General features: G+C 71.3%; 12 protein-coding genes. 8 read left to right on the forward strand and 4 right to left on the reverse strand.

From position 1 onward, the window contains the following. Nucleotides 1-11 precede the first annotated feature (11 nt). From ABD973_RS04635 to ABD973_RS04660, 6 genes are all read left to right on the forward strand, one after another. Nucleotides 12-242 (forward strand): holin, encoded by a 231-nt coding sequence (locus ABD973_RS04635; protein ID WP_345498675.1) that lies wholly within the window; start codon nt 12-14, stop codon nt 240-242. Continuing rightward, the gene (locus tag ABD973_RS04640; RefSeq protein WP_345498677.1) at nt 239-493 is read left to right on the forward strand and encodes a hypothetical protein; all 255 of its coding nucleotides are present in this window, start codon (nt 239-241) and stop codon (nt 491-493) included. Before ABD973_RS04635 ends, ABD973_RS04640 begins: the two co-directional genes overlap by 4 nt. Before the next feature lie 35 nt (nt 494-528). Beyond that, nucleotides 529-1,545, forward strand: coding sequence for a hypothetical protein (locus tag ABD973_RS04645; RefSeq protein WP_345498679.1), 1,017 nt, complete (start codon nt 529-531; stop codon nt 1,543-1,545). A 95-nt stretch (nt 1,546-1,640) separates the two neighbouring features. Continuing rightward, nucleotides 1,641-2,825, forward strand: a complete 1,185-nt coding sequence (locus ABD973_RS04650; RefSeq protein WP_345498681.1) for a helix-turn-helix domain-containing protein — start codon at nt 1,641-1,643, stop codon at nt 2,823-2,825. 107 nt (nt 2,826-2,932) lie between these two features. Beyond that, nucleotides 2,933-3,250, forward strand: a complete 318-nt coding sequence (locus tag ABD973_RS04655) for a hypothetical protein (RefSeq protein WP_345498683.1) — start codon at nt 2,933-2,935, stop codon at nt 3,248-3,250. 161 nt (nt 3,251-3,411) lie between these two features. Beyond that, nucleotides 3,412-3,903, forward strand: a complete 492-nt coding sequence (locus tag ABD973_RS04660) for a glycine-rich domain-containing protein (protein WP_345498684.1) — start codon at nt 3,412-3,414, stop codon at nt 3,901-3,903. Between the two features lie 413 nt (nt 3,904-4,316). On the opposite strand, the gene ABD973_RS04665 is transcribed toward ABD973_RS04660, so the two are convergent. Together ABD973_RS04665 and ABD973_RS04670 are read right to left on the reverse strand one after the other, a co-directional pair. Continuing rightward, a complete protein-coding gene (locus ABD973_RS04665; protein WP_345498686.1) occupies nt 4,317-4,553 on the reverse strand; it encodes a helix-turn-helix domain-containing protein in 237 nt (78 codons plus the stop codon). Nucleotides 4,554-5,654: 1,101 nt separating this feature from the next. Next, nucleotides 5,655-7,481, reverse strand: a complete 1,827-nt coding sequence (locus ABD973_RS04670; protein WP_125823147.1) for an AMP-dependent synthetase/ligase — start codon at nt 7,479-7,481, stop codon at nt 5,655-5,657. 94 nt (nt 7,482-7,575) lie between these two features. Here ABD973_RS04670 and ABD973_RS04675 point away from each other — a divergent pair, with 94 nt between their 5' ends. Then, entirely contained in the window at nt 7,576-8,298 is a 723-nt protein-coding gene (locus ABD973_RS04675) for a MerR family transcriptional regulator (protein WP_125823146.1), read from the forward strand. A 16-nt stretch (nt 8,299-8,314) separates the two neighbouring features. Continuing rightward, nucleotides 8,315-8,977 (forward strand): maltokinase N-terminal cap-like domain-containing protein, encoded by a 663-nt coding sequence (locus ABD973_RS04680; protein WP_125823145.1) that lies wholly within the window; start codon nt 8,315-8,317, stop codon nt 8,975-8,977. Between the two features lie 78 nt (nt 8,978-9,055). Here the strand turns inward: ABD973_RS04680 and ABD973_RS04685 are convergent, their stop codons facing one another. Beyond that, nucleotides 9,056-11,227: a 3-hydroxyacyl-CoA dehydrogenase NAD-binding domain-containing protein gene (locus ABD973_RS04685; RefSeq protein WP_125823144.1), complete on the reverse strand. Its 2,172-nt coding sequence runs from the start codon at nt 11,225-11,227 to the stop codon at nt 9,056-9,058. A gap of 52 nt (nt 11,228-11,279) precedes the next feature. Next, nucleotides 11,280-12,494, reverse strand: a complete 1,215-nt coding sequence (locus tag ABD973_RS04690; RefSeq protein WP_125604004.1) for an acetyl-CoA C-acetyltransferase — start codon at nt 12,492-12,494, stop codon at nt 11,280-11,282. Nucleotides 12,495-12,518 lie beyond the last annotated feature (24 nt).

The raw sequence follows: 12,518 nt of genomic DNA on the forward strand, positions 1-12,518 counted from the left end.
GGAGACCCCCCATGCTCACCTTCCCGTTCTGGACGTCCACCGCCGAGCGTATGGTCCGCACTTTCGCGCAGGCCGTCCTCGGCACCGTCGGCGCCGACCAGCTCGGCATCCTCGACGTCGACTGGGGCCAGGCCGCATCCGTCGGCGGTCTCGCCTCGGTCCTGGCGCTGCTCACCGCGATCGCCACCTCCAGCGGGACGGAGGGGCCGGGCATCACCGAGTCCGTGCGGGCCCGCAGGTGACCCCTGAGGACACCACGCGGGTCGCTGTCGAGCTGGCGGAGATGAGGGGCGAGATCAGGACCGGATTCGCCGAGCTCCGGGGCCAGCTCGGGCTGGCGCTCCAGCGCACCGATCAGGCCGAGGCTGACATCGATGCTCTGGAGCAGCGCGTGGAATCGTTGGAGAGGGCTCGCTGGCCGCTTCCCTCGATCGCTGCGGTGACCGGCCTTGCCGGCCTCGGGCTCACCCTGTACCAGCTCGTCTCGAAGTAGAGGAGGTCGCCGTGCCGCTGCCTACGACACGCGTCGTGACCGGCCACTACGTCAACCCGGCCACCGGTGCCGCGTGCACGGGCCGGGTCGTCCTGGCCCCTTACCCGGGCGTGTGGACGGACGAGGCTGGCGACCAGGTCCTCACCGGCGGGGCGACGCTCGCGCTCGTAAGCGGCGCGTTCTCACAGGCCCTCGTAACCACAGACGCGGCGGGGGTCGAGCCTGCGGCCGGGCGGTTGTGGATCCTGGACGAGCGGATCGACGGCCGCCCGTACCGGCGCCGGGTCTTTGCCCTGGACGCTGGGGTCGGCTCCGTCGACATCACCGACCTGGTGGACGCTGACCCGGGCGAGGTGACGTACGTCCGCGGCCCGGCAGGGCCTACGGGACCAGCTGGGCCGGCAGGGCCTACTGGACCCACGGGGCCGAAGGGCGACACGGGAGCCACGGGAGCCACGGGAGCCACGGGAGCCACGGGAGCCACGGGGCCTCAACCGCCGCTCGGCGCGGCCGGTGCCGGTGCCGGGATCGCCCTGCGCTCCACGGACCCGACAACGACCGACGCCAGGACGCCGACCGCGCACGCGTCCACGCACGGATCCGGCGGCACCGACCCGGTCACCGTGGCGCAGTCCCAGGTGACCGGCCTTGCTGCGGCGCTGGCCGGCCTGCTGCCACTCACGGGTGGCAACATGACCGGCACCGTCACCAACAACGTCGCCTCGGCGGCTACGACCGCATTCGGTGGCGGTGTCGCTGGCGATACGTTCGACCGGTGGCGGGTCCTCGCGTCGGGGACTTTCGAAGCCGGTTCCGGCAGCGCCGGCCGCGACGTGAACTTCCGCCGCAGCGCGGCCGACCAGTGGACGACCGACGACGCACTCATCGTCGCCCTGATGTTCCGCCACATGGGCAGCACGCTCGGTTTCTACGGGGCCGCCGCCGTGGCTAAGCCCAACGTCACCGGCAGCCGCGGAGGTAACGCGGCGCTCGCCTCGCTGCTCACCGCGCTAGCCACCCTCGGCCTCATCACCGACTCCACCACTGCCTGAGCAGCAGAATGCCCCCTCTCAGCCTGCGGGCTGGGAGGGGGCGATTTCTGCGTGTCCAGCTATCGTTCAGGTGTCGAGTCTGAACGGGAGCCAGTATGCACTCTCTACCGCACGACCACACCGGCGCGCGCATCAAGCGCCTGCGCCTCTCACGCCACCTCACCCAGCAAGCCCTCGCGGAACTCGCGCAGATTTCTGCCAGCTTGCTCACCAAGATCGAACGTGGCGAACGCCCGCCGACCCCGTACGCCGCGGCGTGCCTCGCCCGCGCGCTGCGCGTGGACGTCGCCACCGTCACCGGCCAGCCCTTCGTCGCCGAGCTGCGCGCCGACCAACTCGACGTCCTGATAAGGCCCATCCGTGAGGCCCTGGACGTGTACGACCTCGGCGCCGACCCCGAGATCCGCCCGCGGCCGGTGCCGCTCCTGGCCGATGATGCCGAGACTCTCCTCGTCGCGGTGCGGGCCGGAGAGATCAAGCAAGCAGCGAACCTCCTCCCAGGCCTGATCCAGGAAGTCACCACCGCGGCGCACGCGGCCCCGTCGGACGAGACGTGGCGGCTGCTCGCCAGCACGTACCGCAGCGCCTACGACGTGGCCTCGAAACTCGGCTACGGCGACCTGGCGGCCATCGCCCTGGCCCGGATGGAGTGGGCTGCCGAGCGGGCGAGCAGCGCCGCCCTGGGCGGCATGTACCGGTACTTCCGGGCTCTGACCTACCTGCGCGACGGCCAGTACCGCACCGGACAGCGCCTGACCGCCCTGGGCCTGTCCATCCTGGAGCAGGCCGATCCCGGCCGGGAGCGCGAGGTGGTCACCGGGCAGCTGCACCTGGGCGCCGCGGTCATGGCCGGCCGCTCCCAGAACGGGACCCTTGCCGAGACCCACCTGGGTGAGGCGGAGCGCATCGCAGGGGCGACGGGCGAGGCGGCGACCCTCCACTACCTGGCGTTCGGGCCGACGAACGTTCGGGTTCACCGTGTGGCGGTGCTGGCCGAGCTGGACCAGTACGGCCAGGCGGCGCAGCAGGGGCGCACTGTGGTCATCCCGAAGGACTGGCCGCAGTCCCGGAAGTCGCATCACTACGCCGAGTTGGCCCGAGCACAGATGTGGACGGGCGACCTGGAGGGTTCGTTCCAGAACCTGTTGCGCGCGCGCAAGGCGGCACCCCAGCAGGCTCGGTATCACCAGACGGTTCGGGACACCTACGCGGGTCTGGAGGCAGCGCATCGGATGTTGCCCGATTCGTTCCTGTCGTACGGCTCCTGGCTGGGCGCCTGACCGTACGTGAACCCATGGCCCCGGCTGACACAAGTGTGTGTCAGCCGGGGCCTTTCCGTGGTCCCACACTCGTCTCACCACCCGCTGACGACGGTAGGGAGCACTCCATGACGCCTGAGCAGATGAGCGCAGCCGAGGAGCTGACCGGGAAAGCCCTCGTACCGTATTCGGACCGCCGGGACGCCCACGAGGTCGCCTGTCTCACCGATGACCTCGTCACCTGCGGCAAGCCGATGTACGAGGAACTCGCCGCGGCCGAGCAGACCCCCCAGGTCCGCCACGCGCGCGCCGACTGGTCGTATTTCACCGAGGTCGGCCCGATGGGCACCGGCGATCACGCGAATTGGACCTACGCGCGCACCCTCGCCCGGATCGTCCAGCTCATGGTGCGGACCCTCCGCGAGCATGAGCCCGCCCCCTGGTGAACGAGCTCTGGCGCCAGCTGGCGTACATCGTCATCGTGCTCGGCGTGCTCGGCGTCATCGTCGTCGGCATCCGATAGACCCGCCCGGCCGCGCATCTGCCAGGACCCGCGACCGGGACGGGCTGCAAGCACCTCCACCACAACCAGAGGAGGCACCACCGCATGACTATCACCACCGAGGCGACCGCCACCAGGGACGCCCGCTCCCTCATCACCGCTGAGGAGTTCGAGGGGGTAGCCGCCACCGTCCGGGACAACAACCCGGACATGGCGCCGGCCGACGCGGAACGCATCGTCGAGGAGGCCCTGAAGTTCGTTGCCGCGGCCGCCGCGCGCCCCGGCGGCATGCGCCCCTCCAGGACGGTCGACGAGGGCTGGCACGCCCTCATCCTGCACACCCGGGTGTACGCCCGTGTGTGCGCCTCCCTGGGCCGGTTCGTGCACCACATCCCCGAGCGCCCTGACCCGACCCGGCACGACCCCAGCGCCCTGGACCGGACGCAGGCCAACATCGTGGCGGCCGGGTTCACCGTGGACCGCACTCTGTGGCTCGCACCCATCAAGGGCATGCCGGTGGCCGCGGGCTGCGAGCACTCGCAGAACTGCGGCGACGGCGAGTGCTCGGGGAACTGCCGCGACGACCACCCCAACTAGGTCAAACTGGCTACGCTGACAGGCCATGACGATGTGGCAGAACGACGACGCCGAGCAGCTGTTCGCTCACCTGCGAGACCTTCGGCGCAAGAACTCATCCTCGCGCCCCAGGGGTGGGTGCCGATCGTGCAGCCGACTCCGGAGCACGATTCTGGTTGACGGCGCATACCGGGTGGTCTACAGCCAGCCGTGCCTGGCCTGCCAGGGCGGCGGCGCCTCGGAAAAGGCCGACACCCCAGCCTGACCGCCCGATCCAGCCCCGGCCGGCAATCCCCCCGTCGGCCGGGGCTCCCCGCTGGAGGGCGACTGGAGCCTGGCTCGACTGTGACGCCTGACGCCCCGTGGCCTGTTTCCGCTGGCCGATTTCGCACGTACGGTGTGTCCATGCCGAAACTGAAGGCGTTAGGTTCCGCTTAGTCGCGCATGAGCCGCGCGAGGGGAACCCCGAGCGCGTCCGCGATGAGGATCAAGCTATCCAGTCGGGGCGAGGCGTGCCCCTGCTCGATGCGGTTGAGGGTCTGCCTGTCGATCCCCGCCCGCAGCGCGAGCTCTTCCTGGGTGACGTCAGCATCTTGCCGCGCCCTGCGGATGGTGTTGCCGACCTGTCTCCGGCGGGCAAGCACCCACTCTGGGGATCGTTCTGGCGGCACCGTTCAAAACTGGCCGCTTCATGATCGTTTGTCTGTACCGTATACCGTACTTTTCAGAGAACCTGTAGCCCATCCGATGGATTTCATTCGGTCGACCGAATGTTCGCATCAGGCCTTGAAAGCTTCACACCGCACGTGATTCGGTCAACCACCGGACCACCTTGATCACCGCTCCCTCCTGCCCGCAGCAGGGCGAGCGGCGCGCCCGGCACACCCCACCCACGCCAGGGCGCAGCAACGCCCCGACCCTCGTCTCCGCAAAGACCAGGTCGGGGCGTTGTCATGCCCCCATAGAGCGCCTTACATGTTTTTGGTTGGGAATCATCGGACCACTACCCCGTCATCGGCCGCTGACGACCCGTGCCTGGGGCCGGTGTAGGCGAAAGACGGCGGGGGACGGCGAGGAACAGGGGCGGACGAACGCCTGCGAGGGGCGAATCAGCCCTCTCCCAGGGCCTTTGACCACTTGTCGGAGTCTGCGGGTGACTCTTTCACCCGCAGACTCCGACAGAGCACCGTCCAACCCCACACCCCCCCAACTGGCACAAAAGGGCTACATGAGCCTTCTGTGCGACCCATGACCAGCCCAAGACGGCAGCCGGCCGCCGAGATCAGAGAAGCGCGTAGCGATCTGTCGCGCCGGGGCACTCCGCAGGGGGCTCTGATCGGCCTCTCGCGCGGGTAGTCGCGCCCCTGGCCCGGAATCTCGACTCTTGAGGGCCCGGATTCCCGGCGGGCCGCGCCCGGCCCCTCGCCTCATCGCTGAGGCGCCCGCTCCTCCAACGATGGACCGTGCCGTTTCTCTGGGGGTTTCCCGGCAGTCTTTCGGCAGTCCGGGGCGGGTCGGCCTGTCAAGGGTCGCCGAAGGCGATCGCGAAGCGACGCGACGAAGGAGCGCCCTTGACAGGCCGGCCCGAACCGGAAGGACGATGGGACTGACGAGAAGCCCCCAACCAGCTCTGAGACGGGGCGAGGGGCTACCGCCCCCCGCACCCCGGGCCCGCAGACAGGGAGGCGGGTGGGCAACCGCCGCCCGACCCCCGGGGGGCGAGGGGGAGATAGCGGGCCCGTGCCGCGACTCCCCCAGGCGGTCGCGCCCCGTCACCCCTCCCCGTACAGCCCCTCGATCAGTGCCCCGTACTTCTCCCTGACCACCCTGCGGCGGAGTTTCAGGGACGGGGTGAGTTCTCCCGTGGCCGGGCCCCATTCCTCCGCGAGCAGCCGGTAGCGCTTGATCTGCTCCGTGCGGTTGAGGCGGGCGTTCGCGGCGGCGACCGCGCGGGACGTCTCCTCCAGGACGGCCGGGTGTTCGGCCAGGCCGGCCAGGGAGGTGGTCTCGATGCCCCGGGCGGCCGCCCAGGCCGGGGCCAGTTCGGGGTCCAGGACGAGCAGGGCGACGAGGTAGGAGCGGCCGTCGCCGTGGACCAGGGCCTGGCCGATGAGCGGGTGTTCCTTGACGGTGTTCTCCACCAGCGCCGGGGAGACGTTCTTCCCGTTCGAGGTGATGATCAGCTCCTTCTTGCGGTCCGTCAGCCACAGGAAGCCGTCCTCGTCGAGCCGTCCGATGTCCCCGGTCGGGAACCAGCCCTCGGCGTCGGCCGCGCTCTCCACCGTCCCGTCGGGCCGCAGGTAGCCGCCGAAGACGGTCGCCCCGCGGGTGAGGACCTCCCCGTCCGCGGCGACCTTCAGCTCCAGCCCCTCGATGGGCCGGCCGACCGAGCCGAGCCGGAACCCGTCGGGGGTGTTGCTGTTGAGGGTGCACACGCCGGAGGTCTCGGTCAGCCCCCAGGCGTCCATGATGGTGATCCCCCAGCCGGCCCAGAAGCGGACCACGTCGATCGGCATCGGCGCGGTGGCGCTGGCCGTCCAGACGAGCCGGTCCAGCCCCGCCAGCCGCAGCAGCGGGTCCAGGACCCGTTCCTTCGCCCCGGCGTACGCGGCTTCGAGCGCGGCCGGCACGTCTTCGCCGCGTTCCTGGTGGGCGGCCCGGGCCCGGGCCAGGTCCCCGGCGGCGTCGATGGCGCGCCGCTGCTCCTCCGGCAGGCCCGCCAGGACCGCGCGTACGCCCGCGGCGAGCTTCTCCCAGACCCGGGGCACCCCGAAGAACTGCACGGGGCGCAGCTCGCGGACGGCGGCGGCCACCGCGGTGGGGTCGGCGACGAGGCGGACGTGGGCGGCGCGCAGCAGGGGCAGGTAGATGCCGAGGATCCGTTCGGCGATGTGCGCGAACGGCAGGTAGCAGACGTGCTCGGCGTGTTCGGGGAGCTGGACGCCTCGGTCGAGGCGGACGGACTGGAGCAGGATGTTGCGGTGGGTCAGCCGGACGCCCTTGGGGTCGCCGGTGGTGCCGGAGGTGTAGACGACGGTGAGGGGGTCCTCGGGGCGGGTCTCGCGCCAGGCCTTCTCGAAGCCGTCGGCGCGGTGCAGCCGGGCGCCGTCGGCGTAGACGGAGCCGTAGGCGGTGTGCGGGCCGGCTTCGGCGGCCTCCGCTATGACGAGGCGTTCCAGCGGGGTCCCGGGGTCGTCCAGCAGGGGCGCCCACCGGTCGCGTTCGCCGGCGCCTTCGACGACGGCCAGCCGGGCCCGGCTGTGGCGGGCGATGTGGGCGATCTGCTCGGGCGCGGAGGTCCCGTAGACGGTGACGGGGACGGCGCCGAGGTGGACGAGGGCGAGGTCGCTGAGCCAGTGCTCGGGGCGGTTGGCCATCATCAGCAGGACGTGTTCGCCGCGTTCGACGCCGAGGGCGGCGTAGCCGGCGGCGAGGACGGCGACCTCGTGGCGGACCTGGCCCCAGTTCAGGGTCTTCCAGCCGTCGGCCTCGCGCCAGGAGAGGGCGGGCAGGTCCGGGTGTTCGGCCGCGTTGCGGGCCAGCAGGGCGGGGAGGGTGATGTCCTCGGGTCGTCCGGGCAGTCGCAGGTTCGTGGTCATGGGCAGCTCCTGGCCGTTTCACATCGTTGGTGCGACAGCAATACTGTTGAACCCAAGCCGTGGATCAGAGAGCTCAGAGAGCGAGGAGCGGGCGATGGCCGACCAGGCGACCGAGCCGATGCTCACCGTGGACGAACTGGCGTCCAAGGCCGGTGTCACCGTCCGCACCGTACGGTTCTACAGCACGCGCGGGCTTTTGCCCCCTCCCGTGATCGGACCTCGTCGCGTGGGGCACTACGGGCCCGAGCACCTGTCGCGGCTGGCGCTGATCGAGGAGCTCCAGCACCAGGGCATGACCCTGTCGGCGATCCAGCGCTATCTGGACGCCCTGCCGGACGACCTGAGCGCGCACGACCTGGCGATCCACCGGGCGCTGGTGGCGACGTGGGCTCCGGACGCGGCGCAGGAGGTGTCGCGGGCGGAGTTGGAGAGGCGGGCGGGGCGGATCCTGTCGGACGGGGACCTGCGCCGGCTGGCGGCGATGAACGTGGTGGCGGGGTCCGGGGAGGGCTTCCGGGTGGACGTGGGCCTGCTGCGGCTGGGGGTGGCGCTGCTGGACGTACCGATCGCCCACGAGACGCTGCTGGTGGCGCGGGGGATCCTGCTGGAGCACGCGCGGACGGCGGCGCACCAGTTGACGGCGCTGTTCCGGGACGAGGTGTGGGGGCCGTTCACCGAGGACGAGGACGACCCGGAGCGGGTGGAGTCGATGAAGGCTCTGTCGGCGCACATGCAGCCGATGGTGGTGCAGGCACTGGTGACGGCCTTCCAGCGGTCCCTGAAGGAGGAGTTGCGGGCGGCGTTCGCCTCGGAGTGAGGGTAGGTTCGGCCGCATGGCGATCATCCATCACACCACGCTGTCCCCGACCAAACTCGAACTCCTCGCGGAGTGGCTGCCCTTGAGGCCCTGGTACCAGGGCGTGGGGACGTCCGCGCGGCTCGCGAAGGCGGGGGGTTTCCGGCTCGACGACCCCGAGGGCGAGGTGGGGGTCGAGTTCATGGTGGTCACCGACGGGTCCGGGCCGGAGCCGGTCTCCTACCTGGCGCCGCTGACCTACCGGGGCGCGCCGCTGGAGGGCGCGGAGGCGGGCCTGGTCGGGACGCTGGAGCACGGGGTGCTGGGGAAGCGCTGGGTCTACGACGGCGCCCACGACCCCGTCCTGGTGGAGCAGTTGCTGGCGCTGCTGGCGGGCGGGGCGGTGGCCCAGGCCCAGGGCGAGACCGCCACCCCCGATCCGACGGTCGAGGTCCGCTCCGAGGGGCGCGGCGTGCCGGCGGGCCTGACCGGCCCGGGGAGGGTGTCGGACACCGCCGCCGGTACGGAGGTCACGGCGGGGCCGGTGGGTCAGGACGCCCCGGTGCTGACGCTGACCCTGAGCCGGGTGCTGCGTCCCGGGCCCGCCTCCGGGGAGGGGCTGCTCGGGCAGGTGCTGGCCGGCTGGTCCGCCCCGGACGGCGCCGCGCACCGCGGGGCGTTCGCGCACCTGCGGGCCTGAGGCCCGGCGGCTCCCGCCGGTCCGGCCCGTCCCGCCGGCCCCGGGCCCGTCTTCGCGGGCCCGGGACCTCTGGCCGTCCTAGTCGGCGTACGTCTCGCCGCGCTCGGCCTTCGCCACCAGCGAGGCCGGCGGGGTGAAGCGTTCGCCGTAGGTGGCGGCCAGCTCGCGGGCGCGGGCGACGAAGCCGGGCAGGCCGCCCTCGTAGCCGTTGATGTACTGGATCACGCCGCCGGTCCAGGCGGGGAAGCCGATGCCCATGATGGAGCCGATGTTGGCGTCGGCGATGGAGGTGAGGACGCCCTCGTCGAGGCAGCGGACGGTGTCCAGGGCCTCGGAGAAGAGCATCCGCTCCTTCATGTCCTCGAACGGGATCTGCGCGTCCGGCTTGGCGAAGTGTTCGCGCAGGCCGGGCCAGATGCGGCTGCGCTTGCCGTTCTCGTCGTACTCGTAGAAGCCTGCGCCCCCGCTGCGGCCGGGGCGGCCGAACTCGTCGACCATCCGGTCGATGACCCGGTCGGCCGGGTGTTCGGTCCACTCGCGGCCCTCGGCCTCGAAGGCCCTGCGGGTCTCGTTGCGGATCTTGCGCGGGAGGGTGAGGGTCAGCTCGTCCATCAGCGAGAGCACCTTGGCGGGGTAGCCGGCCTGGGCGGCGGCCTGCTCGACGGAGGCGGGCTCGATGCCCTCGCCGACCATGGCCACGCCCTCGTTGATGAACTGGCCGATGACGCGCGAGGTGAAGAAGCCGCGCGAGTCGTTGACGACGATCGGGGTCTTGTTGATCTGGCGGACCAGGTCGAAGGCGCGGGCGACGGCCTCGTCGCCGGTGCGGTCGCCCTTGATGATCTCCACGAGCGGCATCTTGTCGACGGGCGAGAAGAAGTGCAGGCCGATGAAGTCGGCGGGGCGCGAGACGCCTTCGGCGAGCCCGGTGATGGGGAGGGTGGAGGTGTTGGAGCAGAGCAGCGCGTCGGGGGCGACGACGTCCTGGATCTCCTGGAACACCTTGTGCTTGAGGGCGGTGTCCTCGAAGACGGCCTCGATGACGGCGTCGCAGCCGGTCAGGTCGGCGGCGTCGGCGGTCGGGGTGATCCGGGCGAGCAGCTCGGTGCGCTTGGCCTCGGTGGTGCGGCCCTTGGCGAGCGCCTTGTCGAGCAGCTTCTCGGAGTACGCCTTGCCCTTGGCGGCGGCCTCGGCGGTGACGTCCTTGAGGACGACCTCGATGCCCGCGCGGGCGCAGGAGTAGGCGATGCCGGCGCCCATCATGCCGGCGCCGAGGACGGCGACCTTGCGGACCTTGCGGGGCTCGGTCCCCCGGGGGCGGCTGCGGCCGGCGTTGACGGCCTGGAGGTCGAAGAAGAACGCCTGGATCATGTTCTTCGCGGTCTGGCCGGTGACCAGCTCGGTGAAGTAACGGGCCTCGATGGTCAGGGCGGTCTCGAAGTCGACCTGGGAGCCCTCGACGGCGCAGGCCAGGATGTTGCGCGGGGCCGGGTAGGGGGCGCCGTTCAGCTGCTTCTTGAGGTTGGCGGGGAAGGCCGGCAGGTTGGCGGCGAAGCGCGGGCTGGAGGGCGTACCGCCGGGGATCTTGTAGCCGGGGACGTCCCAGGGCTGCTTCGACTCGGGGTTGGCGTCGATGAAGGCGCGGGCCTTGGCCAGCATCTCCTCGGGGGTGGCGGCGAGTTCGTGGACCAGGCCGTTGGCCAGGGCGCGCCGGGGGTCGTACTGGGTGCCCTGGAGCAGGACCTTGAGCAGCGCGTCGGCGATGCCCATGAGGCGGACGGTGCGGGTGACGCCGCCGCCCGCGGGGAGCAGGCCGAGGGTGACCTCGGGCAGGCCGATCTTGGAGCCGGGGGCGTCGAGGGCGACGCGGTGGTGGGAGGCGAGGCAGATCTCGTAACCGCCGCCGAGGGCGGCGCCGTTGATGGCGGCGACGACGGGCTTGCCGAGGGTCTCGATGCGGCGCAGGGACCGCTTGATCTCGGTGCCGGTGTCGAAGGCGAGCCGTGCGTCCTCGGGGCGGAGGCGGATCATGTCCTTGAGGTCGCCGCCGGCGAAGAAGGTCTTCTTGGCGGAGGTGTAGATGATGCCGCGGATGGAGTCCTTCTCGGCCTCGGCGCGGTCGGCGACGGCCGCGATGGAGTCCTTGAAGGCCTGGTTCATGGTGTTGGCGGACTGGCCCGGGTCGTCGAGGACCAGGGTGACGACGCCGGTCTCGTCCTGTTCCCAGCGGATCGTGGTGGACTCGCTCATGTTCGCTACTTCCGTGTCAGAGGTGGGATCAGGGATCGGGGATCAGGACGGGTCAGACGCGTTCGACGATGGTGGCGACGCCCATGCCGCCGCCGACGCAGAGGGTGACGAGGCCGTAGCGCTTGTCCTGGCGCTCCAGTTCGTCGACGACGGTGCCCAGGAGCATGGCTCCGGTGGCGCCGAGGGGGTGGCCGAGGGCGATGGCGCCGCCGTTGACGTTGACCTTGTCCAGGGAGACGCCCATGTCCTTGACGAAGCGCAGCACGACGCCGGCGAAGGCCTCGTTCATCTCGATCAGGTCGATGTCGTCGATGGTCAGTCCGGCCTTGGCGAGGGCCTTGCGGGTGGCCGGGGCGGGGCCGGTGAGCATGATGGTGGGCTCGGAGCCGGAGACGGCGGCGGACACGATCCGGGCGCGCGGGCGCAGGCCGCCCCGCTCGCCGGCCTCGCGGGTGCCGATGGCGACGAGCGAGGCGCCGTCGACGATGCCGGAGGAGTTGCCGGCGTGGTGGACGTGGTCGATCTTCTCGATCCAGTGGTACTTCTGCAGGGCGACGGCGTCGAAGCCGCCGAGGTCGCCGATGTCGGCGAAGGAGGGCTTCAGCTTGGCGAGGGTGTCGGCGGTGGTGCCGGGGCGGACGAACTCCTCGTGGTCCAGGACGACCAGGCCGTTGCGGTCGGTGACGGGGACCACGGACTTCGCGAAGCGGCCCTCCTTGATGGCCGTGGCGGCGCGCTCCTGGGACAGGGCGGCGTACTCGTCCACGTCGCGCCGGGAGAATCCCTCGATGGTGGCGATCAGGTCGGCGCCGATGCCCTGCGGGACGAAGCCGGTGTCCCAGTTGGTCATGGGGTCGGCGAACCAGGCGCCGCCGTCGGAGGCCATGGGGACGCGGGACATGGACTCGACGCCGCCGGCGAGGACGAGGTCCTCCCAGCCGGAGCGGATCTTGGCGGCGGCCAGGTTGACGGCTTCCAGGCCCGAGGCACAGAAGCGGTTCTCCTGTACGCCGGCGACGGTGTCCGGCAGGCCCGCGGCGATGGCGGCGATGCGGGCGATGTCGGAGCCCTGGTCGCCGACGGGACCGACGACGCCGAGGACGATGTCGTCGATGGCGGCGGGGTCCAGGCCGGGGTTGCGCTCGCGCAGGGCGTCGATGAGGCCGACGACCAGGTCGATCGGCTTGGTGCCGTGCAGGGCGCCGTTGGCCTTGCCCCGGCCGCGCGGGGTGCGGATCGCGTCGTACACGTACGCTTCGGTGCTCACTGGTCAGGCCTTTCGAAGGTGTCC

The sequence above is a fragment of the Streptomyces racemochromogenes genome, assembly GCF_039535215.1.
Classification (GTDB): Bacteria; Actinomycetota; Actinomycetes; order Streptomycetales; family Streptomycetaceae; genus Streptomyces; species Streptomyces racemochromogenes.

Coding starts and splice junctions, on each gene's coding strand:
- ABD973_RS04635 (WP_345498675.1), top strand. CDS start 12: ATGCTCACCTTCCCGTTCTGGACGTCCACCGCCGAGCGTATGGTCCGC.
- ABD973_RS04650 (WP_345498681.1), top strand. CDS start 1,641: ATGCACTCTCTACCGCACGACCACACCGGCGCGCGCATCAAGCGCCTG.
- ABD973_RS04655 (WP_345498683.1), top strand. CDS start 2,933: ATGACGCCTGAGCAGATGAGCGCAGCCGAGGAGCTGACCGGGAAAGCC.
- ABD973_RS04660 (WP_345498684.1), top strand. CDS start 3,412: ATGACTATCACCACCGAGGCGACCGCCACCAGGGACGCCCGCTCCCTC.
- ABD973_RS04670 (WP_125823147.1), bottom strand. CDS start 7,481: ATGACCACGAACCTGCGACTGCCCGGACGACCCGAGGACATCACCCTC.
- ABD973_RS04675 (WP_125823146.1), top strand. CDS start 7,576: ATGGCCGACCAGGCGACCGAGCCGATGCTCACCGTGGACGAACTGGCG.
- ABD973_RS04680 (WP_125823145.1), top strand. CDS start 8,315: ATGGCGATCATCCATCACACCACGCTGTCCCCGACCAAACTCGAACTC.
- ABD973_RS04685 (WP_125823144.1), bottom strand. CDS start 11,227: ATGAGCGAGTCCACCACGATCCGCTGGGAACAGGACGAGACCGGCGTC.